The organism is Nitrincola alkalisediminis, from assembly GCF_009821115.1.
GTDB classification, from domain to species: domain Bacteria; phylum Pseudomonadota; class Gammaproteobacteria; order Pseudomonadales; family Balneatricaceae; genus Nitrincola; species Nitrincola alkalisediminis.
In genome coordinates, this window is sequence record NZ_VYTY01000018.1 from 1 (window position 1) to 24416 (window position 24416).

Annotated in this window: 20 protein-coding genes, 2 tRNA genes and 1 rRNA gene; 19 read left to right on the forward strand and 4 right to left on the reverse strand. The window is 45.7% G+C overall.

Annotation, left to right across the window (positions count from 1 at the left end; translation table 11 throughout):
* From rrf to greA, 4 genes are all read left to right on the forward strand, one after another.
* Positions 1-71: ribosomal RNA gene (rrf, locus tag F5971_RS18860) — 5S ribosomal RNA — on the forward strand; the annotation flags it as partial.
* Positions 72-355: 284 nt separating this feature from the next.
* On the forward strand, positions 356-1495 hold the full coding sequence (gene carA / locus F5971_RS17790; protein ID WP_193496455.1) for a glutamine-hydrolyzing carbamoyl-phosphate synthase small subunit: 1140 nt from the start codon (positions 356-358) through the stop codon (positions 1493-1495).
* A gap of 29 nt (positions 1496-1524) precedes the next feature.
* Positions 1525-4746, forward strand: a complete 3222-nt coding sequence (carB, locus tag F5971_RS17795) for a carbamoyl-phosphate synthase large subunit (protein WP_193496457.1) — start codon at positions 1525-1527, stop codon at positions 4744-4746.
* Positions 4743-5222 carry a transcription elongation factor GreA gene (greA, locus tag F5971_RS17800; protein ID WP_193496459.1) on the forward strand — a complete coding sequence of 160 codons (480 nt, stop codon included), beginning with the start codon at positions 4743-4745 and terminating at the stop codon, positions 5220-5222. Before carB ends, greA begins: the two co-directional genes overlap by 4 nt.
* A gap of 60 nt (positions 5223-5282) precedes the next feature.
* Here greA and F5971_RS17805 read toward each other — a convergent pair whose 3' ends face one another.
* The gene (locus F5971_RS17805) at positions 5283-5591 is read right to left on the reverse strand and encodes a YhbY family RNA-binding protein (RefSeq protein WP_193496494.1); all 309 of its coding nucleotides are present in this window, start codon (positions 5589-5591) and stop codon (positions 5283-5285) included.
* A gap of 572 nt (positions 5592-6163) precedes the next feature.
* Here F5971_RS17805 and ftsH point away from each other — a divergent pair.
* The 14 genes from ftsH (at position 6164) to pnp (ending at position 20912) form a co-directional block, all read left to right on the forward strand.
* On the forward strand, positions 6164-8191 hold the full coding sequence (ftsH, locus tag F5971_RS17810; RefSeq protein ID WP_193496461.1) for an ATP-dependent zinc metalloprotease FtsH: 2028 nt from the start codon (positions 6164-6166) through the stop codon (positions 8189-8191).
* A gap of 106 nt (positions 8192-8297) precedes the next feature.
* Positions 8298-9155 carry a dihydropteroate synthase gene (gene folP, locus F5971_RS17815; RefSeq protein ID WP_036514231.1) on the forward strand — a complete coding sequence of 286 codons (858 nt, stop codon included), beginning with the start codon at positions 8298-8300 and terminating at the stop codon, positions 9153-9155.
* Position 9156: 1 nt separating this feature from the next.
* Complete coding sequence (glmM, locus tag F5971_RS17820) at positions 9157-10506, forward strand: phosphoglucosamine mutase (protein ID WP_036514234.1); 1350 nt, start codon at positions 9157-9159, stop codon at positions 10504-10506.
* 47 nt (positions 10507-10553) lie between these two features.
* Positions 10554-11336 carry a triose-phosphate isomerase gene (tpiA, locus tag F5971_RS17825; RefSeq protein ID WP_036514237.1) on the forward strand — a complete coding sequence of 261 codons (783 nt, stop codon included), beginning with the start codon at positions 10554-10556 and terminating at the stop codon, positions 11334-11336.
* 4 nt (positions 11337-11340) lie between these two features.
* On the forward strand, positions 11341-11706 hold the full coding sequence (gene secG, locus F5971_RS17830; protein ID WP_223116361.1) for a preprotein translocase subunit SecG: 366 nt from the start codon (positions 11341-11343) through the stop codon (positions 11704-11706).
* 13 nt (positions 11707-11719) lie between these two features.
* Positions 11720-11805: transfer RNA gene (locus F5971_RS17835), tRNA-Leu, on the forward strand.
* 15 nt (positions 11806-11820) lie between these two features.
* Positions 11821-11897, forward strand: a tRNA-Met gene (locus F5971_RS17840).
* Positions 11898-12236: 339 nt separating this feature from the next.
* Positions 12237-12692: a ribosome maturation factor RimP gene (gene rimP, locus F5971_RS17845; RefSeq protein ID WP_036514242.1), complete on the forward strand. Its 456-nt coding sequence runs from the start codon at positions 12237-12239 to the stop codon at positions 12690-12692.
* Positions 12693-12730: 38 nt separating this feature from the next.
* Complete coding sequence (gene nusA, locus F5971_RS17850) at positions 12731-14221, forward strand: transcription termination factor NusA (RefSeq protein ID WP_036514245.1); 1491 nt, start codon at positions 12731-12733, stop codon at positions 14219-14221.
* Between the two features lie 27 nt (positions 14222-14248).
* On the forward strand, positions 14249-16846 hold the full coding sequence (gene infB, locus F5971_RS17855; RefSeq protein ID WP_036514247.1) for a translation initiation factor IF-2: 2598 nt from the start codon (positions 14249-14251) through the stop codon (positions 16844-16846).
* Between the two features lie 9 nt (positions 16847-16855).
* Complete coding sequence (gene rbfA / locus F5971_RS17860; protein WP_193496463.1) at positions 16856-17269, forward strand: 30S ribosome-binding factor RbfA; 414 nt, start codon at positions 16856-16858, stop codon at positions 17267-17269.
* A 3-nt stretch (positions 17270-17272) separates the two neighbouring features.
* Positions 17273-18229 carry a tRNA pseudouridine(55) synthase TruB gene (gene truB / locus F5971_RS17865; protein ID WP_036514250.1) on the forward strand — a complete coding sequence of 319 codons (957 nt, stop codon included), beginning with the start codon at positions 17273-17275 and terminating at the stop codon, positions 18227-18229.
* Between the two features lie 119 nt (positions 18230-18348).
* Positions 18349-18618 carry a 30S ribosomal protein S15 gene (gene rpsO / locus F5971_RS17870; RefSeq protein WP_036514252.1) on the forward strand — a complete coding sequence of 90 codons (270 nt, stop codon included), beginning with the start codon at positions 18349-18351 and terminating at the stop codon, positions 18616-18618.
* 185 nt (positions 18619-18803) lie between these two features.
* Positions 18804-20912 (forward strand): polyribonucleotide nucleotidyltransferase, encoded by a 2109-nt coding sequence (gene pnp / locus F5971_RS17875; RefSeq protein WP_193496465.1) that lies wholly within the window; start codon positions 18804-18806, stop codon positions 20910-20912.
* A gap of 74 nt (positions 20913-20986) precedes the next feature.
* Here pnp and F5971_RS17880 read toward each other — a convergent pair whose 3' ends face one another.
* From F5971_RS17880 to rsuA, 3 genes are read right to left on the reverse strand one after another with little or no spacing between them, the layout of a single operon-like run.
* Positions 20987-21643, reverse strand: a complete 657-nt coding sequence (locus tag F5971_RS17880; protein ID WP_193496467.1) for a YciC family protein — start codon at positions 21641-21643, stop codon at positions 20987-20989.
* Entirely contained in the window at positions 21640-22716 is a 1077-nt protein-coding gene (locus F5971_RS17885; protein WP_193496470.1) for a class I SAM-dependent methyltransferase, read from the reverse strand. Before F5971_RS17885 ends, F5971_RS17880 begins: the two co-directional genes overlap by 4 nt.
* Complete coding sequence (gene rsuA, locus F5971_RS17890) at positions 22703-23428, reverse strand: 16S rRNA pseudouridine(516) synthase RsuA (protein ID WP_036514261.1); 726 nt, start codon at positions 23426-23428, stop codon at positions 22703-22705. Before rsuA ends, F5971_RS17885 begins: the two co-directional genes overlap by 14 nt.
* A 135-nt stretch (positions 23429-23563) precedes the next feature.
* Here rsuA and F5971_RS17895 point away from each other — a divergent pair, with 135 nt between their 5' ends.
* Positions 23564-24403 carry a 6-carboxytetrahydropterin synthase gene (locus F5971_RS17895; protein WP_193496472.1) on the forward strand — a complete coding sequence of 280 codons (840 nt, stop codon included), beginning with the start codon at positions 23564-23566 and terminating at the stop codon, positions 24401-24403.
* Positions 24404-24416: the final 13 nt, after the last annotated feature.

Here is a 24416-nt window from a genome sequence, read left to right on the forward strand (position 1 = left end):
TCAGAAGTGAAACGCGTCATCGCCGATGGTAGTGTGGGGTTTCCCCATGTGAGAGTAGGTCATCGCCAGGCATTTATTTAGAGAAGCCCCTGATTCCATGAGTCAGGGGCTTTTTGCTTTTTTAAAACACTTAAATAAATGAATTTTAATGGTGATTTCAACCTGCTGAAAGCAATAGCTAAAAGAGCGTTGGACTATTTTAGCTATCTCGACTAGAATACAGCCGGTTTGCCAACAGGTTTTGGCAAAATACAAAATTCTAAATAGCGAGGCGGGCCTCTGGTTTTGTCTCGCTTTTTTACAGCTATACTTCACACTTTGATTATTTTTTCAGCGCACATGCGGGGAGGTTCCATTGACGCGACCAGCCATTCTTGCTCTTGAGGACGGAAGTATTTTCAGGGGGATCGCGATTGGCGCCAACGGGGAGACGACCGGGGAGGTTGTGTTTAATACCTCGATGACGGGTTATCAAGAAATATTGACTGACCCTTCATATTGCCGTCAAATTGTGACGCTCACCTATCCTCATATTGGTAATACGGGTATCAACTCTGAAGATCGGGAGTCCAATCATATTTGGGCATCAGGTCTTGTCATCCGGGACTTGCCTTTAATGGCAAGTAACTTTCGCAGTGAAATGGCGTTGGATACGTACCTTTCTGAAAAAGGTGTTATCGCTATTGCCGATATCGATACACGTCGTTTGACTCGCTTACTACGTGAAAAAGGCTCATTAAATGGCTGTATTATGGCTGGAGACATTGTCGACGAGTCCATAGCTGTCGAAAAAGCTAAGGCATTTCCGGGTTTAAAGGGAATGGACTTGGCAAAAGAAGTGACAGTGGATCATTCCTATGAATGGACCTCTGGTGAGTGGAAGCTTGGTGTTGGTCATGTATCGCATGATGATCGAGAGCATGAGTTTCATGTAGTTGCCTACGACTACGGCGTTAAGCATAATATTTTAAGAATGTTGGCGAGCCGCGGGTGTAAATTGACGGTTGTTCCTGCCCAAACGCCTGCAAAAGATGTTTTGGCCCTTAATCCTGACGGTGTATTTCTGTCAAATGGTCCTGGTGATCCAGCACCCTGTACCTATGCAATTGAAGCCATAGCTCAAATTCTTGAAACAAAACGCCCTGTATTTGGCATATGCTTAGGTCATCAGCTTTTAGCGTTGGCGTCAGGCGCAAAAACAGAGAAAATGAAGTTTGGCCACCATGGTGCAAATCATCCTGTTCAAGATATGTCGACGAACAAAGTCATGATCACCAGTCAAAACCATGGCTTTGCTGTGTCAGAAAGCGATCTGCCGAGCACACTTGTAGCAACACACAAGTCGCTTTTCGATGGCTCATTGCAAGGTATTGCCCGTACCGACTGTCCAGCTTTCAGTTTTCAAGGGCACCCAGAGGCGAGCCCAGGGCCACGCGATGTTGCACCCTTATTTGATCATTTTATTGATCTTATGCGTGCGCATAAACAAGCCTAAACAGAATCTAAGACAACTGGTTACTACAGATGCCAAAACGTACAGATATACAGAGTATTCTTATCCTTGGAGCAGGCCCTATTGTTATAGGTCAGGCATGTGAGTTTGACTATTCCGGTGCCCAGGCTTGTAAAGCGCTGAGAGAAGAGGGTTATCGCGTTATTCTTGTGAACTCTAACCCTGCAACCATCATGACTGATCCGGCAATGGCTGATGCGACATACATCGAGCCCATCAATTGGAAAACAGTTGCTAAGATCATAGAGAAAGAACGTCCTGATGCCTTGCTTCCGACAATGGGCGGGCAAACAGCCCTTAACTGCGCGCTTGATTTAGATCGTGAAGGGGTTTTGGCTCAGTACGGCGTCGAAATGATTGGTGCTACGCAGGACGCTATAGATAAAGCCGAAGATCGGGAGCGTTTTGATAAAGCCATGCGCAGTATTGGTTTGGAGTGTCCTCGCTCGGCCATCGCACATAGTATGGAAGAAGCACTGCAAGTTCTTGATTCTATCGGTTTTCCAGCCATTATTCGTCCTTCATTCACAATGGGTGGATCAGGTGGTGGTATCGCCTATAATCGTGAAGAATTTATCGAGATCTGTGAGCGTGGCCTTGATTTGTCGCCGACCTCAGAGTTGCTAATCGATGAGTCATTGATTGGTTGGAAAGAGTATGAAATGGAAGTCGTTCGTGACAAGAATGACAACTGTATTATTATCTGTTCAATTGAAAACTTTGACGCTATGGGTGTTCACACAGGTGATAGTATCACCGTTGCACCGGCTCAAACATTGACTGACAAAGAGTATCAATTGATGCGTGATGCATCGGTTGCCGTTTTACGTGAAATTGGCGTCGAAACGGGTGGTTCTAACGTTCAGTTTGGTATTTGTCCAACCACTGGTCGGATGGTGATCATCGAGATGAACCCTAGGGTTTCTCGTTCTTCAGCGCTGGCCTCAAAAGCAACGGGCTTCCCGATTGCCAAGGTTGCGGCAAAACTAGCTGTAGGCTATACGCTGGATGAGTTGCAAAATGAAATCACGGGTGGACGTACCCCAGCTTCATTCGAGCCCTCAATTGACTATGTGGTTACTAAGATACCGCGTTTTACGTTTGAAAAGTTCCCACAAGCCAATGACCGCTTAACCACGCAAATGAAATCTGTTGGCGAAGTAATGGCGATAGGTCGAAACCAGCAAGAGTCTCTGCAAAAAGCGCTGCGTGGGTTGGAAGTAGGCGCAACAGGTTTTGATCCTATTATTGATTTGAATGCAGAGGATGCTAAAAGCGATCTTGTTAGAGAGTTGCAGCAGCCCGGCAGTGAGCGAATTTGGTATATAGGTGATGCGTTCCGTTTAGGCATGAGTGTTGATGAAATCTATAAGCTCTCAGGTGTGGATCCTTGGTTCTTGGTTCAAATTGAGGATCTCATTAAGGATGAAGCAAAGGTCGCTCAAAGCACCTTAACAGACCTAAGCAAAGATGATATTTATCGACTTAAACGTAAAGGTTTTTCAGATGCGCGTTTAGCGAAGCTCTTAGGGGTTACTGAAAAGCAATTTAGAAAACAGCGTCATTCGTTCAATATCCGTCCAGTCTTTAAGCGAGTGGATACCTGTGCAGCTGAGTTTGCAACCGATACGGCCTACATGTATTCAACCTATGATGAAGAGTGCGAAGCCGCTCCTTCTGATCGTGAAAAAATTATGGTCATTGGTGGTGGTCCTAACCGTATAGGTCAAGGTATTGAGTTTGATTATTGCTGTGTTCATGCTGCATTAGCTGCGCGTGAAGACGGTTATGAAACAATTATGGTCAACTGTAATCCAGAGACGGTTTCAACGGATTACGATACATCTGATCGTTTGTACTTCGAGCCAATTACATTAGAAGATGTACTTGAAATTGTTGCAGTTGAAAAACCGAAAGGCGTTATCGTTCAGTACGGTGGTCAAACACCTTTGAAGCTGGCAGTTGCCCTCGAACAGGCGGGAGTGCCCATTATTGGAACACCGCCAGAGGCAATTGATCGCGCAGAAGATCGTGAACTGTTCCAGCAAATGCTAAAGCGTTTGGGCTTAAAACAGCCTGAAAATGCGACCGTACGCAGTTTAGAACAGGCCGTGATCGAGGCTGAGAAAATAGGGTATCCGTTAGTTGTTCGTCCATCGTATGTGCTAGGTGGTAGAGCAATGGAAATTGTCTATAAAGAGTCTGAGCTGCGCCAGTATATGCAAAATGCAGTTAAAGTCTCAAACGATGCGCCTGTGCTGCTTGATCACTTCTTAAATGCAGCGGTTGAAGTTGACATAGATGCCGTTTGTGATGGTAGTACCGTCGTTATTGGTGCGATTATGCAGCATATCGAGCAAGCAGGTGTTCACTCAGGTGATTCTGCTTGCTCATTGCCGCCGTACAGCTTAGCAGCAGGTGTGCAGGATGCCATGAGAGATATGGTCCGTAAAATGGCCTTAGAACTCGGTGTTATTGGCTTAATGAACGTGCAGTTGGCTTATCAAAATGGTGAAATTTACGTCATTGAGGTGAACCCACGTGCATCAAGAACAGTTCCTTTTGTGTCCAAGTGTATAGGTGTTTCACTTGCGAAAGTGGCGGCATTGGTAATGACGGGTAAAACCTTACCTGAGCTTGGTTTTACTGAGGAAATTGTTCCTAAATTCTTCAGTGTTAAAGAAGCTGTTTTCCCGTTCAACAAATTTCCAGGCGTTGACCCTATCTTAGGCCCGGAGATGAAGTCCACGGGTGAAGTTATGGGGGTGGGTGCTAGCTTCGGTGAAGCCTTCATGAAGGCTCAAATAGGTGCAGGTGAGAAAATGCCTGTTAAGGGCAAAGCCTTTATCTCCGTTCGTGATGTAGATAAAGAAGCTGTTGTTCCTGTAGCACAAGATCTGGTTGGATTAGGTTTCAAGTTGATCGCGACGTCGGGGACTGCCACTTTGCTTGAAAAGGCAGGTTTACAGGTTGAGCGTGTTAACAAAGTCATGGAAGGTCGTCCAAATATCGTTGATTTAATGAAAAATGGTGATATCGCCTATGTCATTAATACAACAGAAGGTCGTAAGGCAATCGCGGATTCAGCGGCTATCCGTCGTGCAGCGATTCAGCACAAAGTGCCTTATACAACGACTCTTGCGGGAGCGGCTGCTGTAACTGAAGGCTTGAAGTTTGGTGAGGAAAAGGTTGTTCGTCGCTTACAAGATTTGCATGCAGGAGTGTTTTCATGAGTCGTGTTCCGATGACGGTGGCCGGAGAGGCTGCATTGAGAGCAGAGCTTGAGCAGCTTAAAACCAAAGATCGTCCAAAAGTAATTGCGGATATTGCTGAAGCGCGTGCACATGGTGACCTGAAGGAAAATGCTGAGTATCATGCCGCTCGTGAGCAGCAAGGTTTCATCGAAGGGCGTATAAGGGAGTTAGAATATAAGCTCTCTTTGGCGCAGGTTATTGATGTTTCTAAAATACCTCACACTGGAAAAGTGATCTTTGGTGTAACAGTGAGCCTTGTTAACCTCGATACTGATGAAGAAGTGTCTTATCAGATTGTTGGAGATGATGAAGCGGATATTAAGAAACAGAAAATATCCGTGAACTCACCCATTGCAAGAGCCTTAATTGGGAAAGAGGAAGGCGATGTGACAGCTGTCAACACCCCAGCGGGAATGACAGAGTATGAAATTACCCATGTGACACACGCAGTCTAAATCGTTTATTGCCACCCCGCGTTTATTTGGGGGTGGCTCTGATTTATCAGTACTGCAAACTTATACAGAGCGCATTAAATTCGACAGTTTAGGATTAGGTGCGCTTGATTTTCTGTACAACAAGGCTAAGTTGCCAATCTCTTGCACTAATGTCGCTTCGACAATCTCGCAAAGCTCTTGAATAAGCTGCTTTTTAAGTTGGCGATCTCCAACTGAGAAGCGCACTTTAATGAGTTCGTGATCCTCTAAAGCTCGATCAACTTCTAATTGGATGTTTTCGGACAAGCCATTGCCCGCGACCATGACAATCGGATTAAGTTGATGTCCAATCGTGCGAAAATGTTTTTTTTGCTCAGGCGTTAAGCTCATACTAAAATGTTTATCTCGTGATTCGGGTTGAGGCATTCTATGCCTAATAATAGCCAAGATAGCATTCTACAATACTCACTGATGAGTGAGTAGTCGTGAAGCTTTAAAGTTAGCCCTTTCCGCGCCATAGGTTCTGCAGATTTGACCTGTAGGGCTGGAACATTTGTGGGGTATGAGTATCTAAGTACTGATTGTAAACGTATTCAATCAGCGTATCCCGAGTATAGATGACTTTGCTGAGTCCTTTTGTAAGGGGGGGTTGTAATTCAAAATTAATCCCTCATATAGTTAGGCTGGCAGGTGTGCGTTGGTAGTGGATGCGTGGCAGCGTGTGTGGGGTAAGAGGTATCCTGCTTGTGTTGCTCTGATCCTACTCTGTACTATTTTCGTAAAGGAATCTGTTAATAGCGATAATGTACAAGAGTTAAGGCAGGCGCAGCGCTCAATTAGATTAATTTATCAACTCGATTGATCAATTAGTCATAGGAAAATATCAGGTAGATCGAATGACCTGTGTTATGATGACTTTATGGTCATTAAAAAGATAAACTGAGGGTGGACCTTTGAACGATATGGCAAAAAACTTAGTGCTGTGGCTCGTCATAGCAGCGGTTCTTCTGACCGTCTTTAATAATTTCAGTACAGAGCCTGATGCCCGGACGCTGAGTTACTCAGAGTTTGTAACTGAGGTTCAGTCAGGAAGAGTCTCTAAAGTCGTGATTGATGGTTTTACAATCACTGGGCAAAGGCCAACGGGTGAAAGCTTTGTCACCATTAGACCAGCCGTGCAGGATCCAAAGCTTATTGACGACCTGTTAGCCAATAATGTTGCTATTGAAGGTAAACAGCCTGAGGGTCAAAGTATTTGGTCTCAGCTCTTGGTAGCGGCCTTCCCGATCCTGATTATTATTGCAATTTTTATGTTCTTCATGCGTCAAATGCAAGGCGGCGGCGGTGGCCGAGGCGGTCCAATGTCGTTCGGCAAATCCAAAGCTAGAATGATGAGTGAAGACCAAATTAAAACAACCTTTGATGATGTCGCAGGTGTTGAAGAGGCAAAAGAAGAAGTTGCTGAACTTGTTGACTATCTTCGAGATCCTGGGAAGTTTCAGCGTTTAGGTGGACATATTCCACGAGGTGTTTTGATGTCCGGTTCTCCTGGTACCGGTAAAACCTTGTTGGCAAAAGCGATAGCTGGAGAAGCAAAGGTTCCTTTCTTCAGTATCTCAGGCTCTGACTTTGTTGAAATGTTTGTCGGTGTCGGTGCATCTCGCGTTCGTGATATGTTCGATCAAGCAAAGAAACATGCACCTTGTATCATCTTTATCGATGAGATTGATGCCGTTGGTCGTAGTCGCGGCGTAGGTTTAGGTGGTGGTAACGATGAGCGTGAACAAACGCTAAACCAATTATTGGTTGAAATGGATGGATTCGAAGGAACAGAAGGAATAATTGTTATTGCTGCAACGAACCGCCCTGATGTACTGGATCCAGCGTTATTGCGTCCAGGTCGCTTTGACCGTCAAGTGCACGTCGGCCTGCCTGATATTCGTGGTCGTGATCAGATTCTCAAAGTTCATATGCGCAAAGTACCTCTGGGTGATGATGTACGCTCGGATTTGATTGCACGTGGTACACCAGGCTTCTCGGGTGCAGACTTAGCTAACCTTGTTAACGAAGCGGCACTGTTTGCTGCAAGAGAAGGCAAGCGTATTGTCGGAATGGAGCAGTTTGAGAAAGCCAAAGACAAAATCATGATGGGCGCTGAGCGTAAATCCATGGTGATGTCATACAAAGAACGGTTGAATACGGCTTATCATGAATCAGGTCATGCTATTGTGGGCCGCTTGATGCCTGAACATGATCCTGTATATAAAGTGTCAATTATTCCGCGTGGTCGAGCATTGGGTGTGACGATGTTTCTTCCTGCAGAAGACCGTTACAGCTTTAGTCGACAAGGCATTATTTCTCAAATATGCTCACTCTATGGTGGCCGTATAGCAGAGGAAATGACTCTAGGAAAAGAAGGTGTTACGACGGGGGCTTCGAATGACATTCAGCGTGCAACAACCTTGGCTCGTAACATGGTGACGAAATGGGGCTTAAGTGAGGAGCTCGGTCCTTTGCTGTATGCTGAAGAGGATGATGATCCTTTTGGTCGTGGCATGGGTGGTGGAGCCAAGGCTAAGTCAGAAGAAACTCAGCGTAGAATTGACGCCGAAGTTAAAAAGATTATTGACACTTGTTATGCAAAAGCCTATCAAATCCTCACAGATAACCGTGACATTCTTGAGACGATGACGCAAGCGCTCATCAAATATGAAACGATAGGCTCGAAGCAGTTAGATGAGTTGATGGCAAGAGAGCCAGTCACCGCTCCGGAGGGTTGGGATGAGGCAACTGAACGATCCAACTCAGAGCCATCTAAGCCTTCTGCAGTTGAACCTGACTCTACTGTACAAGCAGAGGAAAAAGAGTCTGATTCTGATGATCATGACTTGACTGAGTCTTCTGATTCCAATGAAGATCAAGAGTCTCAGGGGGCGGGTGAATCAGCAGGGCCTGTAGATCCTTGGACAGGAAAGCCTGGTTCAAAATAGAAATTGGCTTCTAAACAAATAAAAAGCTGGCTTAGGCCAGCTTTTTATTTATAAATTAGTTTTGTGTATTGCCAATACGTTGTGAGTGAGTGGCTAAGGCATCAAGATGAAATCAATCCAATGTGGAACTAAGAGGCTTGCTCTAGACGAGCCTAAGGTGATGGGAATATTGAATGTTACTCCCGACTCCTTCTCTGATGGTGGTCGTTACTATCGGGATGACTGTCTTTCTTTGGATGCAGTGCTAAGGCAGGCCAGAGAAATGGTGATGAATGGTGCTCAGATACTCGATGTGGGTGGTGAATCGACTCGACCGGGTGCTGCCGAGGTGAGCGTCCAGCAGGAGTTGGATAGAATTGCTCCAGTTGTTGAGCGTTTAGTGTCTGAGTTTGATGTGGTCGTTTCTGTTGATACCAGTCAGCCAGTGGTGATGTCGGTCGCTGCTTCGCTTGGCGCAGGTTTGATTAATGATGTGAGAGCGTTGCGTGTAGAGGGGGCGCTTGAGGCTGTTGTTAAAGCTAAGCTACCTGTTTGTCTGATGCATATGCAAGGTGCGCCGGCTACGATGCAAGAAAAACCTGAGTATCAGAATGTTATGGATGATGTTTCGCATTCTTTGCTTAAATATGCCCGCCGTTGTGAAGAGGCCGGGGTGGCGAAAGATCAGATTATTCTCGATCCGGGTTTTGGTTTTGGGAAAAGTTTGGCGCATAACTTACAGCTCTTAAATCGTTTAGATGAGATTTGTGAGCTGGGTTATCCTGTGTTGAGTGGTACTTCAAGAAAATCAATGGTGGGTGCGATAACCGGAAAAGAACCTCAGCAGCGATTAGGGGGGAGTCTTTGCTCCGCTATTCTTGCTGTTCAAAAAGGTGCTTGTATTGTGCGTGTTCATGATGTAGCCGAAACTGTTGATGCTCTAAAATTAATGAAAGCGGTTAGACGTGAAGCCTGGGAGGTGTAGTTTGGTACGTAAATATTTCGGAACGGATGGAATCCGGGGGGCTGTTGGTACCTTTCCTATTACACCCGATTTTGTTTTGAAGTTAGGTTGGGCGGCAGGTTGTGTGTTTGCGCGTGAAGGTCGTAGCAAAATTGTTATCGGCAAGGATACGCGAATATCGGGCTATATGTTTGAGTCTGCATTGGAGGCGGGTTTATCAGCGGCAGGTGTCGATGTTTTGTTGACAGGGCCTATGCCCACTCCGGCTATTGCGTATCTCGCTAAAACATTCCGAGCGGATGCTGGAATTGTCATTAGTGCATCTCACAATGCTTATCAAGATAATGGAATTAAGTTTTTTTCCTCTAAGGGGACTAAGCTTCCTGATTCAGTAGAGTTGGCAATTGAAGCGCAAATGGATTTAGCAATGACGACGGTGTCTTCAGATATGCTGGGTAAAGCAAAGCGTATAGATGATGCGGCAGGTCGTTATATAGAGTATTGCAAAGGGACGATTAATGGTGCTCTGAGCTTAAAAGGGATGAAGATCGTCTTAGATTGTGCGAATGGTGCAACCTACCATGTCGCCCCCTCTGTTTTTAGTGAGCTGGGTGCTCAGGTGATTGAAATAGCATCTTCACCGGATGGATTGAACATCAATAAAGAGTGCGGTGCTACAGATGTGGCTCGTCTGCGTAAAGCGGTTGTGAGTGAGTCAGCCGATATTGGTGTTGCTCTGGATGGAGATGGCGATAGGCTGATTCTTGTTGATCACACGGGTGCTGTAGTTGATGGTGATGAAATACTGTTTATCATTGCCATGATGATGCATCGGAATGGTGAACTGGCGGGTGGAGTTGTCGGGACGCTGATGTCAAATTTTGGTTTGCAAAAAGCATTTTCCGACTTGGACATTCCGTTTTTACGTGCAAATGTAGGTGATCGGTATGTGCTGGAGCTGTTGTCACAAAAAGGTTGGCTTCTTGGGGGGGAGGGCTCGGGTCATATAGTATGCCGTCATTTAAGTACAACGGGAGATGGAATTGTTGCAGCCCTCCAGGTTTTAAAGGCCATGAATGAGATGGGTAAAACATTATCTGACTTGAAGTCTCAAATGACTAAGCTTCCTCAAGTGATGATAAATGTTCCACTGCCTAAAGGTATTAATCCTCTAGAAATGCCAGCTATTCGTCATGAGGTGGAGAAAGCAGAACAAATCCTTAACAATGCTGGGCGTGTTTTACTGAGACCGTCTGGTACTGAGCCGCTTCTTCGAGTCATGGTAGAGGGTGTTGATTTTGATCAGGTGACACGTATAGCGACAGAGTTGGCCGAAAGTGTTGAAACTTATACGCGTAGGCTTGAAATCTAACAGAAACTCCGTTAATATTTGCGCCTCATTTGAAAAGGGAGCAACTCATGCGTAAAGCAATAGTGGCTGGTAACTGGAAAATGAATGGTTCTTTGGTGTCAAACGAATTGCTAATTAACGCAATTCTGAAAGGTGCTGATAAGCTATTGACAGATTCCGTTGATGTTGTATTATGCCCGCCCAATGTTTACCTGAGTCAGGTTGGTGAGTTGCTCAAGAATAGCTCTGTTATGTTTGGTGCGCAAAATATATCGTTGCATCAAGGTGATGGTGCTCATACGGGTGAAGTTAATGCTCGTATGGTTAAAGAGTTTGGTGCGCAGTTTGTTATTGTTGGTCACTCTGAACGTAGAGCAAATCAATATGAAACTGATGCAAATGTGCTTGATAAAATTAAGCATGCTCTTCACTATGGTGTAACTCCTCTTTTCTGTGTTGGTGAGACATTAGATCAGCGCGAAAGTGGTAAGGTTGAATGTGTTATATCCGATCAAGTGCTGTCAGTGCTTGAGGGTCTGACTGAGCAAGACGCAAGTAAACTTGTTGTAGCGTATGAGCCAGTCTGGGCTATTGGAACTGGGTTAACGGCGACGCCTGAACAAGCTCAAGAAGTGCATAGCTACATACGTAGTCTGTTTTCTTCTAAATATGGTCAGGGTATAGCTGAAAAAGTCCGTATACTCTACGGTGGAAGTGTAAATGCTACCAATGCATCAGATCTTTTTAAAATGAAAGATATAGATGGTGGATTGGTTGGTGGTGCATCTCTAAAAGCTGATGAATTCTTAGAGATATGTAGATCTTCTGCAGATCTCGTGGTGAGTGATTAAAATGATTGAAACACTGGTTCTTATCGTGCATGTACTGCTGGCTGCAGCGATTATCGCTTTAGTTCTGCTTCAGCAGGGCAAAGGCGCTGAAGCAGGTGCATCATTTGGTGGTGGTGCATCTCAAACTGTGTTTGGGAGCACAGGTTCCGGTAGTTTTATGGTAAAAATTACGGCACTAGCGGCAGCAATCTTGTTTTCCACAAGCTTTGCGTTAGCGTATTTCGCAAAGGAGCGGGCTGCGAACGTGACTGAGGTGGGTATTCCTTCAGCAAGCGTGATTGAATCTGCTGCTGAACGAAATCAGTTGCCTGTGTTAGAGGTACCAAGGTCTGCTGATTTGCCCTCAAGCGATATGCCGCAAGCAGATTGATAGTAACGTTTTAGCCGACGTGGTGAAATTGGTAGACACGCCATCTTGAGGGGGTGGTGAGCCTAGCTCGTGCCGGTTCGAGTCCGGCCGTCGGCACCATTTTTAAAGTTTTGATGCGGGGTGGAGCAGTCTGGTAGCTCGTCGGGCTCATAACCCGAAGGTCATAGGTTCAAATCCTGTCCCCGCTACCAATTTTAGCGTAAAGCTAATCGTTTATGAGTAAAGTAGATTTAACTGTACTGGTATAAACCAGTGTTTAATTTTATATACTTGCTCGCTTAGTGTGCAATTGCTATACTATTTGCACTGTGTTAGCTGCTTTCCATTTCATAATATTTAGAGACTATAAACGCTGCATCTTGTTTTTTAAGTTTGCGTGTTTTTTGTCTTAAGTATTATGGCAGTATGAAACGTAAAAGCCCCCAACGTGGGGCTTTTTAGTAGGCAAATTTAGGCTAAATGCCTGTCAGAAATGGGTCCGCGCGTGACCCATTTTTTGTTTCAGGGCAAAGGTCATAATGAGGTAGTGTGTGTCGGCAAAACTGAAACAACTGGAAACTCTAATTGGTCCAGCCGTAAGTTCGTTAGGTTTCGAACTTTGGGGTATTGAGTATCAATCCGCAGGTAAAAACAGCACTTTGCGAATATTTATAGACAGTCCTGATGGGATATCTGTTGATGATTGTGCAAAAGTGAGTCATCAAGTGAGTGGCGTCTTAGATGTTGAAGATCCAATCAAAGAGCAGTATCTCTTAGAAGTATCCTCGCCTGGTATGGATCGACCTCTTTATAGATTAGAGCACTATCAACTTTATGTTGGACATACTGTTCAAATTCGACTCCGTGTTCCTTTTGAAGGGCGACGCAAGTTCAAAGGTATACTAAATGGTACTGAGGGTGAAGACGTGTTGCTGGTTGTCGATGATGAGGAATACATACTTCCTTTAGATATCATTGATAAAGCAAACGTAGTGCCACAATTTTGACGTATTTATGATTTTGCAGATTCAAGTGAGACACAATAATGAATAAAGAAATTTTGCTGGTTGCAGAAGCGGTATCGAATGAAAAAGATGTGCCGAAAGGTGTTATTTTTGAAGCGATTGAAGTCGCACTAGCAACAGCAACCAAAAAACGTTACGACGAAGATGCTGACATTCGAGTCGTCATTGACCGCCAAACTGGGGACTATGAAACATTTCGTCGTTGGTTGGTCGTTGATAACTCTGCTGTACCAGCCTTGGGTACGGAGCTTACGTTGCAAGAGGCGGAAGAAATCAATGCGAATCTTCAGCCAGGTGATATTCATGAGGAGCAAGTGGATTCGGTTGCCTTTGGACGTATTGCCGCTCAAACCGCTAAGCAGGTAATTGTTCAAAAAGTGCGTGAAGCGGAAAGAGCGAAAGTTGTAGATCAGTACCGTGATCGTCAAGGGGAATTAATTGCAGGCACGGTTAAAAAGGTAACCCGTGACAATGTGATTATTGATCTAGGCAATAATGCCGAAGCCTTGCTTCCGCGCGAAAATCTTTTGCCAAGAGAAAGTTTTAGAATGGGTGATCGGGTTAGAGCTGTTTTGGCTGAGGTGCGTGCTGAAGGTCGTGGACCGCAGCTAATATTGAGCCGGACGAGCCCAGAGATGCTGATTCAGCTTTTCAGCATTGAGGTACCAGAAGTTGCCGAAGATGTTATTGAAATTCGTGCGGCCGCAAGAGATCCTGGTTCTAGAGCCAAGATTGCTGTTAAAACAAACGATGGGCGCATTGATCCTGTTGGTGCGTGTGTCGGCATGAGAGGCGCACGTGTTCAAGCCGTTTCCAATGAATTGGGTGGCGAGCGTGTCGATATCGTGCTTTGGGATGATAATCCCGCTCAATTAGTTATAAACGCCATGGCACCTGCTGAAGTTGCATCGATCATCATTGATGAAGACAGTCATTCGATGGACGTAGCCGTTGCAGAAGATGCCTTGGCGATGGCGATTGGTCGAAGTGGTCAAAACGTTCGTTTGGCAAGTGAGCTGACGAAATGGAAGCTTAATGTCATGAGCGAAGCGGAAGCTCAAGCAAAGCATCAGTCAGAAGTTGGCAATGTGATTCAGACCTTTATTCAGCACTTAGATGCCGATGAAGAGCTTGCGCAAATTCTGGTCGATGAAGGCTTTACCTCATTAGAAGAGGTTGCTTATGTGCCTGTCGACGAGATGCTACAAATTGTAGGCTTTGATGAAGACTTAGTTGAAACCTTAAGAGCGCGTGCTAAAGATGCGCTGCTTAATTTAGCTATTGCTTCTGAAGAGCAGTTGGGTGATGCAGAACCTGCTGAAGATCTTCTTAATATGGAGGGGATGGAACGCACACTTGCCTATCAAATGGCATCTGTGGGAATCATCACGATGGAAGATCTTGCAGAGCAATCAATTGACGATCTACTTGAGATCGAAGGCATCACAGAAGAGCAGGCCGCACAGTTAATCATGACTGCTCGTGCGCCTTGGTTTTCCGAAAGTCAGTAAATATCAACGGAGAAGAGGAACCCATTTATGGCAGAAGTAACCGTTAAACAACTTGCCGATGTGGTTGGTGTATCCGTTGAGCGATTGCTCAAGCAGATGCAAGATGCCGGTATCAAAGGTAAGAATGAAACATCTAATGTGACTGATGCTGAGCGCCAGTCACTGTTAAACTTTTTGAAAAAGTCTCATGGTGAGCAATCAACCGGAAATGAGCCGATCAAAATTACACTTAAGCGTAAAACAACATCGCAGCTGAAAGTTTCAGGTGCGTCAGGAAAGCGTAAAACGGTCAATGTCGAAGTGCGTAAAAAACGCACATATGTGAAGCGCGATGAGCTTGAAAATCAAGCGGCTCAAGATGCCCAGCCAACGGCTCCTGAAGTCGAATTGCCCATTGAAGCTGCAGTGACAGAGATCGCCGTTAACGCTGCTGTTTCCAATACTGTTGCCCCTGTAATAGAAGAGCAAGTTGCCATCACTGAGTCTGTTGAGCCAGTAATGTCAGACGTAGTTGAGCCCGTGTCCGAAGAAAAATCCGCAGGAGTGGAATCAGCTCGCAACGAAGTGGCTTCTAATACAGATGATGCAGTTCCTGTTAAAAAGCAGCGTGCGGCTGATGATGCATCATCTGATAAAGAGAAAAAAGCACCTTCTAAAACGAAAGATGCGCGTGGTAACAAGGAACGAGGCCGCAATAAAGATGCGGATGAAATCCCTAGGCGTGGTAAGCCCATTGCGGCAAGAGCGCCTTCGGTTGGCGAGGAGGAGATGCCTAGAGGTACTCGTCGTCCAGGTAAAAGTCCAAAACGTGCAAATGCACGTGGACGAGTTCAGAACCAGCATGGCTTTGAAAAACCGACAGGTCCTGTCGTACATGAAGTGACCTTGCCAGAAAGCATTACAGTTGCCGAGTTGGCAAAGAAAATGTCTGTTAAGGCGGCAGAAGTTATCAAAGTTATGTTCAAAATGGGGGCTATGGCCACCATTAACCAAATTCTTGACCAAGATACAGCTATTTTAGTTGTTGAAGAAATGGGTCACAAAGCAACGGCGATGCAAGAAAATGCAGTTGAGGATGCGTTGCTTGAAAGCATGCAGGCTCACGAAGGCGAAGAAATGCACCGTGCACCGGTTGTGACAGTGATGGGTCACGTCGACCACGGTAAGACCTCTTTGCTTGACTATATACGTAAAGCTAAAGTCGCCGCAGGTGAATCAGGTGGTATTACTCAGCACATAGGTGCGTATCATGTTGAAACTGAGAATGGCATGGTGACCTTCTTGGATACACCTGGACATGCTGCGTTTACTGCGATGCGTGCGCGTGGTGCCAAGCTTACGGACATCGTAATCTTAGTCGTTGCGGCTGATGATGGTGTAATGCCACAAACAGAAGAGGCCATTCAGCACGCGAAAGCGGGCAATGTGCCGATTGTTGTTGCGGTGAATAAGATTGATAAGCCAGATGCGGATTTAGACCGCGTGCGCAGTGAATTGGCTCAGCGTGATGTTATTTCAGAAGAATGGGGCGGTGATGTGCAGTTTGTGCATGTTTCGGCAAAAACCGGTGAAGGTATTGATGCGCTGTTAGATGCAGTCCTTCTTCAGGCGGAAGTATTGGAACTAAAAGCCATACCTACCATTCCTGCTACCGGGGTTGTCGTTGAGTCTCGTTTAGATAAAGGTCGTGGATCTGTTTCCACCTTATTGGTACAAAACGGTACCCTTCGCAAGGGTGATATCGTTTTGGCGGGCCTCTATTACGGCCGTGTGCGTGCCATGTTGGATGAGAATGGTCGCTCAGTAGACACAGCAGGGCCTGCTATCCCCGTCGAAATTCTCGGCTTGGATGGAACGCCAGATGCTGGTGATGAGTTTGCCGTTGTGTCTTCTGAGAAGAAGGCGCGTGAAGTGGCGTTGTTCCGTCAGGGCAAATTCCGTGAAGTTAAACTGGCTCGTCAACAAAAAGCGAAGTTGGAGAACTTGTTTGCAAATATGCAAGCAGGTGATGTTAAGTCACTGAATATTGTTCTTAAAGCCGATGTTAGAGGTTCTTTGGAGGCCTTAACACAGTCTTTAGAAGATCTGTCGACAGACGAAGTGAAAGTTAATATCGTGTCCAGTGGTATTGGTGGTTTTGGTGAAACCGATGCGAACCTGGCGTTAGCTTCATCAGCAATTTTAATTGGTTTTAACGTCCGTGCGGATAACCAAGCCAAAGCGATTGTTGAACGTGAAGAGCTTGAACTTCGTTATTACAGTGTTATTTATGACATCATTAACGATGTGAAACAAGCAATGGCCGGTCTGCTCTCACCTGAATATCGTGAAGATATCGTAGGTATTGCTGAAGTGCGTGATGTATTCCGTTCGCCGAAGCTGGGTCAGATTGCTGGCTGTATGGTTATCGAAGGAACGGTGTACCGTAACAAGCGCATCCGGGTTCTACGTGACAACATTGTTATTTATGAAGGTGAATTAGAGTCTTTACGTCGCTTTAAAGATGTTGTTTCCGAAGTCAGAAATGGCATGGAGTGTGGTATCGGCGTTAAGAACTACAATGATGTTCGTGTGGGTGACCAGATCGAAGTCTTTGATACCATCGAAGTGAAACGTACTTTATAACGGAGAACTATGGCTCGCGAATTTAAACGTACCGATCGAGTGTCCGACCAGATCCAGCGGGATCTGGCGATGCTGATTCAGCGCGAAATTAAAGACCCACGCTTAGGCATGGTGACGATCAGTTATGTCAAAGTCAGTAAAGACCTTGGTTATTCTGATGTTTATATAACCGTTATGCCGTTAGGTGATCAGACGCAGGAGCTTGCTTTAGAGCAATCTCTTGCGGTTCTAAATCATGCCGCTGGTTTTTTGCGCAAAGAATTATCGAAAGGCATTAAACTAAGAGTGATGCCGCAATTGCGGTTTCACTTTGACGCCAGTGTTGACCGAGGCCGTCGTTTGCACAGTTTGATAGAGCAAGCCTATCAGCAAGAGCAAAAACGGGTGGTGCCTGACACGGATTCAGACAAGCCCGAGGAGTAAGCTTTGGCTCGTAAACCAAAAGGCCGTCGTATTGACGGCATTTTTTTATTAAATAAGTCGGCGGGCATGAGCTCTAATAAAGCGCTGCAGCAGATCAAGCATCTTTATGGGGCTGAAAAAGCGGGGCATACCGGTGCGCTTGATCCTTTAGCAACAGGTATGTTGCCTATCTGCTTGGGTGAAGCGACTAAGTTTTCTCAGTACCTGCTCGACTCTGATAAATCCTATGTTACGACCGCTAAATTAGGTGCTCGAACAACGACCAGTGATGCCGAGGGTGAGGTGATTGAAACTCGTCCAGTGCCAGATAACTTAACAGCAGGCATTGTTGAGGCCTTACTTGTTGAGCATTTTACCGGTGAGATAGAGCAAGTCCCGTCTATGTATTCGGCCTTAAAATTGAACGGTCAGCCCCTATATAAACTGGCTCGTCAGGGCATTGAAGTTGAAGTTAAATCGCGTAGGGTGACCATTCATAGCATACGCTTGCTGGATCTGAGAGAGGATGAGCTTGATCTTGAAGTAAGTTGCTCTAAAGGAACCTATATACGCAGTATTGTTGAAGATTTAGGACAGTTGTTAGGCTGTGGAGCTCATGTCAAAGCTTTGCATCGCTTATCGACTGGGCATTTCACCGTTGATATGATGCGTACTCAAGCTGAATTGCAAGCTTATATTGATGAGCAAATGTCCGAAAATCCAGAGCAAAGTTACATACAAAATGCTTTGGATACGTTATTATTACCGGCTTGGAGTGCGATTGCTGACATCCCTGAACTCACCCTAAGTGCTGATCAAACAGAAGAGATTCTGTATGGTCGTCGAGTTCGTCTTGATGTAGCTGTGTCTTCAGAGTTTCGGTTGTTTGATAGGCCCACAGGCCGTTTTTTAGGCTTGGGTGAAACAGACGAAACGGGACTTTTAAAAGGCAAACGCCTCATCCGCAGTGATGACCTATAAAATATGCTGTGATTGCCGCGGCCGTCACAGCTTTGACGCAGTTCTGGAAATATGCCTGGTTCTGCGCGTCTATTAACCAGCAACCCTTGGGTTGTGAGCATATTGTTAAGGAGATTCAAATGGCGTTAAGCGTTGAAAAGAAAGCAGAAATCGTTGCAAGTTATGCGCGTGCAGAAGGTGATACAGGTTCTCCTGAAGTACAAGTCGCTTTGTTAACTGCAAATATTGAAGGTCTGCAAGGTCACTTCAAAACCAACAAGCAAGACCACCACTCACGTCGTGGTTTGATTCGTATGGTAAACCAACGTCGTAAGTTGTTGGACTATTTGAAGAGAAAAGATGTTGACCGTTACCTTAAGCTGATTGGCCGTTTAGGTCTGCGTCGCTAAGATACCGTGTTACCTCGGGGCCATACAGTGTATGGCCCTATTTTTATGGTCAGTCCTGAATGTATATGAATCATCCGGCCTGTACTCAGATAATGACTGGACAGTCTTTATCTGAGTACTGGTCAAAAGAAGGGTATGATTGAATCGCTCAGCACTGATCTCAGTTTTGTTAAGGAGAATTTATCGTGCAAGCGATTACGAAAACATTCCAGTTTGGTCAGCAAAGCGTTACGTTAGAAACGGGCAAGGTTGCACGTCAAGCAACTGGCGCTGTGATGGTCACTATTGATGAAAAAATTCAGGTTCTTTGTACCGTTGTCGGTGTAAAAGAGGCTAAGCCAGGACAGGATTTTTTCCCGCTGTCTGTTCATTATCAAGAGCGTTACTACGCCGTCGGCCGTATTCCAGGTGGCTTCTTTAAGCGCGAAGCACGTCCTACGGAAAAAGAAACCCTCACTTCACGTTTGATCGACCGTCCAATTCGTCCTTTATTCCCTAAAGGCTTCATGAATGAAGTTCAAGTTGTCTGCCAGGTGATGTCCGCTGATGTTGGTACGGACTCGGATATTGCGGCCATGATTGGTACCTCTGCTGCTCTAGCGATCTCTGGTATTCCATTCGAAGGTCCAATTGGTGCCGCTCGCGTTGGTTTCACAGAAGAGCGCGGTTATATCTTAAATCCAACCTATGCAGAGTTAGCGGATTCTGAACTTGACATGGTTGTAGCGGGAACCTCTGATGCAATCTTAATGGTTGAATCAGAGGCAAAAGAATTAACGGAAGACGAAATGCTGGGTGGCGTATTGTTTGCGCACCAAGAGTTCCAAGTGGTGATCAATGCGATCAACGAGTTAGCAGCTATTGCGGCTAAACCCACTTGGGATTGGACACCCGTTGAGAAAGACTTGAGCTTGACTCAGCAGGTCAAAGATCTTTTGGGCGCGCGCTTGAATGATGCGTACCAAGTAGCAGATAAAGTGCTGCGCCAAGATACAGTACGTGCTTTGCGTGATGAAGTCGTTGCGACTTTGGCTACGGATGCAGAAACAGCGCCATCGGCTGATGCGGTCAAGAAAGTCTTCTCTTCTGTTGAGAAAGAGACCGTACGTGATCGTATCTTAGAAGGTCAACCTCGTATTGATGGACGTGATACCAAAACGGTTCGTCCAATCAGTGTTGAAATTGACACGCTCAAAAGCGTTCATGGTTCATCTTTGTTTACACGTGGCGAAACTCAGGCAATCGTGACCTGTACCCTGGGTACAAACCGTGACATGCAGATCATCGATGCGATCGAAGGTGAGCGTAAAGACGGTTTCATGCTGCAGTATAACTTCCCATCCTACTCCGTAGGTGAGGCTGGCCGTATGGCAGGTCCTGGTCGTCGTGAAATTGGACATGGGCGTTTGGCGCGTCGTGGTATTCAAGCGGTATTGCCGTCGAATGATGATTTCCCGTATGCCATCCGTGTTGTATCTGAAATCACTGAATCCAATGGTTCCAGCTCAATGGCATCTGTTTGCGGTGCATCACTTGCATTGATGGATGCGGGTGTTCCGTTGAAAGCGCCTGTTGCGGGTATCGCCATGGGCTTAGTAAAAGAGGGTGAGCGCTTTGCAGTGTTGACCGATATCCTCGGTGATGAAGATCACTTAGGTGACATGGACTTTAAAGTTGCAGGTACTGATAACGGTATCACGGCTCTGCAGATGGATATCAAAATCACAGGTATCACTGAGCAAATCATGGAGATTGCGCTGGAGCAGGCTTTAGACGCTCGTAAGCATATTCTGCGTGAGATGGCGAAGGTCATTGGTTATAGCCGTCCTGAGTTACCAGAGAATGCGCCTGCCATGACTCAGATTAAAGTAAATCCAGAAAAAATCCGTGACTTGATCGGTAAAGGCGGTGCGACTATCCGTGCTTTAACTGAAGAGACCGGTGCGGCGATTGATATTGAAGACGATGGTACAGTTCGTATTTATGCGGCTAGCCGTCCTGCTGCAAAAGCCGCTCTTGAGCGTGTATTGGCAATCACGGCGGAAGCTGAAGTTGGCAAAATCTATGAAGGTACCGTTGTTCGTATTGAAGAATTCGGTGCGTTTGTGAACATTCTCCCTGGAAAAGATGGCTTAGTTCATATCTCTCAGATTGCTAACGAGCGTGTGAAGGCCGTAACGGATTACATCAACATGGGTGATGTTGTTAAAGTCAAAGTGTTGGATGTCGATGTTCGCGGACGTATCAAGCTTTCTATGAAAGATACGCTTGAAGATGAGTCTGTCGCTGGTTAATTCAGTAGCCTCTCGCGTCTAAATAAAAAACCTCACTCCTTGGAGTGAGGTTTTTTTATGAAAAAAACGCTGTTTTACGAATTGTCTTGAGATAGTGTGTAGAGTCTAAAGCCAAAAATAGTGATGAGAATTGAACAAAAATCAATCACAAGTGATAGCAGGATACTAATGCCTGATGAGCCAACGGCTTTTTCTATTAGCATTTGCAGTAGAAAGAGGGAGACAAAAATAAATAAATAGCCTTGCAGCAATATCCAGAAAAACTCTTTAGACTGCCCCCAGCTTTGCTTAAGGGATGTACTTGCCCCTTTGCCCTCTAGCACGCAGATATAGTCTGCAAACGAAAGTCGCACGCCGATAAATACGCCGGGAATGATGAGCATGATCAACCCCGCCATCACCGCCAACCCATTCAGAAGGTAGGTGATCAGTAAGCGCCCCCAGCTACTAATTCCAAGACTAATGGCCTGTAAGGTGGGTAGAGGGTTGCCATCAAGAACCGATTTCATGTAAAAAATGGTTGCCCCCCAGTACAGAGGTAAAAGCGCCAGTTCTAACAGACCGATGAAGACAAAGCTGGATGGGAGTGCCTCCATTTCATCACTGATTTGCCCCGTCATACTGAATTTTAGAAGCGCTAGAATAAGTAGAAACGGGAGTTGAATCGCAGCTAATGCCACTAAATGTGATTTGAAAAAGAATAATGCCTGACGCAAATATTCAAGGGTCATATTGAATCCTTCTGTTTTTTTGGGGCTTGCAGGGTTAAAAGTTTAAAGTGGCCGTTGTCAGCAAAGAGTTTAACATCTCTAAAATACGACACGGCGAGTTTTTCTAAAGCGATGTGTTGGTTCACAACAAAACATGCAATCCCGTTGGGTTTTAACAAGCGCGCCGTTTGGTTTAAAAAACGTTGCGTTAATTCAGATGATGTTGAAAAGCCTGAATGGAAGGGCGGATTGCAGACCACAAGATCAAAAGCGTTGCTTGGCAGTTGAGCGCCGGCATCGGAAGGCACAACCTGTCCTTTATTGCCCAGAGCGATCAGGTTTTCACTGCATGCCAGCAATGCGGCGGCATTATTATCTGTACTGGTTAATTGAATTGGGTAGTGGGCCAGCTCAATGCTTAGATATCCAAAACCACAGCCCAAATCGAGTACTGAACCCTGTATTAATGAGATATCACCTACCATATCAGGCAATTGATCGATGAGGAAGGCGCTGCCTTTGTCGATTTTTTGCCAGCCAAAGATGCCGGGCTTGGTATAGTAGGTTTTACCATTGTCGAAGGATTGAGCGCGCAGTTCTGCGTAGTTTTGATCGTCAAGCCAGTCGGTATCTGATGTCTGATGGCTTTTGATATGCTCAGACACCCACACACTGCCATTCACTTTACGTTCGACTAAGGGCGTTTGGAAAAGACTGGCCGTTTTACGGCTGAATGTTTTGATGCCTTCTGACTTGTCACCAATTAGAATCAAACACCCATTTTTCTTTAGCAAGCGAAAGGCATGATTGATGAGATGGTGAACTAGAGGCTTCTCTTTTGAAATGCGATAGACGATGCGATCAAATGAAGCATCCGAATGTGTATACAGTGTAAAGTCACCAAATGTGCAAGACCAGCCAGCGCGTTGCAAACTGAGAAATAGGTCGTATCGATTACAGACGACGTCGACGTTTGGGGGGCTAAGGGGCACATTGGAAGGCGTATTTTCGTCGGCGAGCCATAGTGTGCGCCCCTGCGATTGAGTGTTCAGGTATTGCATCACCTGTTGAAATGCAAAATCAACGCGCTGCATTGTCTGTCTCAGTTCTCTCTAGGTTAACGTCACGAACTTCCTCCGGTGTAAGCTCTCGATACTCACCGGGCAAAAGGGTTTCATCCAGCTCGATGCGGCCAATTCGTTGGCGGTGTAGTGCCGTCACACGGTTTCCTAACGCTGCAAACATACGCTTGACTTGATGGTAACGCCCTTCTGTGAGGGTCACCCAGCAGTGAGTTGCATCAATGCGTTCAAGGTGAGCAGGCTTTGTGCGCTGTTTTTCCCCCTTGAGGAGAAGGCCTTTTTCAAAGTGCACTTCAGCCTTTGCATCCAGCGGATCGGCAAGGCTAACATGGTAGAGCTTATCTGTTTTGTGTTTCGGAGAGGTAACCTGATGCGACCATTTTCCGTCGTCGGTGAGCAGCACTAAACCTGTAGCATCTATGTCTAAACGTCCAGCAATGTGCAGTGCATTTGCTCTTGGAGAGTCAATAAGCGTAAGTACAGTTGGGTGGGTTGGATCGTCCGTCGCGCAGACATAATCGGCAGGCTTATGTAGCATGATATAGAGCGGGCGAGGCTGAGAGAGTAATGTACCCTCCACCTCGACTTCATCGGTCTCTAAAATATGCCGCCCCGAGTCGCGCTCAGGTTCACCATTAACAGATACCAACCACGCATGAATCAGTCGTTTAACATCTTTGCGAGATTGTCCGGTGGCTTGAGCTAAATATTTGTCTAAACGCATAAGGCCTGCTAATTTTTCGAAAAAAGAGAGTATACCTTATCTTAGAATACAGCCAATATCCCTAAAGTTTGTCCCATGAAAGTCATGACCGTTTAGGCTAAAATAGCAGTTCTTAACCGATAGATTGAGGTGGCTGTGAAACTCTTTGTTGATAACCTAACCCATGTTGACTTTTCATACATTCACCCCCAGCGTGGTTTGGTGGGAGAGTCTTGGGAAGCACAGCTCATCTTAAAAGGTAAGCTCGATGATCAAGGCATGATATGTGATTTTGGTACGGTAAAAAAGCGTATTAAGGCTTGGCTGGATAGCCATATTGACCATATGTTAGTGGTCGCACGTGATATGGCGTCACTGAAGGTGTCTCAAGATGAGCTGGACACAGAAGTTGAATGGTTGTACCCAGACGGGGAGCGTTTCTTTTGTAAGGCTCCACATCAAGCGATTGCACTGCTGCCTGTTGCAGACATTACACAAAAAACGGTGGCAGGTTGGGCTCAAGAACAGTTGTTGGCCTTGTTTCCTGAACAAGTTGAAAATGTTGAAATCCACTTCGTTGCAGAAAAAATAGAAGGGGCTTTTTATCACTATAGCCATGGACTGCAGCAGCATAAAGGAAATTGTCAGCGTATTGCGCATGGTCACCGTTCTCGTATGGAGGTTAAGCTCGATGGTAAGCGTCGACAAGACATTGAGCTTTATTGGTCTCAGCAGTTTGCGGATATTTATATTGGCACGTTGGCGCACCGAGTAGAGTCCATTGAAGGCGTCAATCGATATGAGTATGTAGCACCTCAAGGGGCTTTTCAGTTGGAGTTACCGGCTCGCTATTGCTATGACTTGACAACTGAGACAACCGTAGAGCAAATAGCGCAACATCTGGCTGAACAGATAAAGGATGAGTATTCAGAGTATGAGGTGGAGGTTCGTGCATTTGAGGGTGTTGGAAAAGGCGCGATCGTTGTAATCGACTAAAGAGGTTTTATGC

What these genes read in the sequence shown, in the direction of transcription:
- F5971_RS17805 (WP_193496494.1), bottom strand. Translation starts at nt 5,591, where the DNA reads ATGAGCTTAACGCCTGAGCAAAAAAAACATTTTCGCACGATTGGACAT.
- tpiA (WP_036514237.1), top strand. Translation starts at nt 10,554, where the DNA reads ATGCGTAAAGCAATAGTGGCTGGTAACTGGAAAATGAATGGTTCTTTG.
- nusA (WP_036514245.1), top strand. Translation starts at nt 12,731, where the DNA reads ATGAATAAAGAAATTTTGCTGGTTGCAGAAGCGGTATCGAATGAAAAA.
- folP (WP_036514231.1), top strand. Translation starts at nt 8,298, where the DNA reads ATGAAATCAATCCAATGTGGAACTAAGAGGCTTGCTCTAGACGAGCCT.
- greA (WP_193496459.1), top strand. Translation starts at nt 4,743, where the DNA reads ATGAGTCGTGTTCCGATGACGGTGGCCGGAGAGGCTGCATTGAGAGCA.
- rbfA (WP_193496463.1), top strand. Translation starts at nt 16,856, where the DNA reads ATGGCTCGCGAATTTAAACGTACCGATCGAGTGTCCGACCAGATCCAG.
- ftsH (WP_193496461.1), top strand. Translation starts at nt 6,164, where the DNA reads ATGGCAAAAAACTTAGTGCTGTGGCTCGTCATAGCAGCGGTTCTTCTG.
- F5971_RS17885 (WP_193496470.1), bottom strand. Translation starts at nt 22,716, where the DNA reads ATGCAGCGCGTTGATTTTGCATTTCAACAGGTGATGCAATACCTGAAC.
- rpsO (WP_036514252.1), top strand. Translation starts at nt 18,349, where the DNA reads ATGGCGTTAAGCGTTGAAAAGAAAGCAGAAATCGTTGCAAGTTATGCG.
- carB (WP_193496457.1), top strand. Translation starts at nt 1,525, where the DNA reads ATGCCAAAACGTACAGATATACAGAGTATTCTTATCCTTGGAGCAGGC.
- infB (WP_036514247.1), top strand. Translation starts at nt 14,249, where the DNA reads ATGGCAGAAGTAACCGTTAAACAACTTGCCGATGTGGTTGGTGTATCC.
- rsuA (WP_036514261.1), bottom strand. Translation starts at nt 23,428, where the DNA reads ATGCGTTTAGACAAATATTTAGCTCAAGCCACCGGACAATCTCGCAAA.
- F5971_RS17880 (WP_193496467.1), bottom strand. Translation starts at nt 21,643, where the DNA reads ATGACCCTTGAATATTTGCGTCAGGCATTATTCTTTTTCAAATCACAT.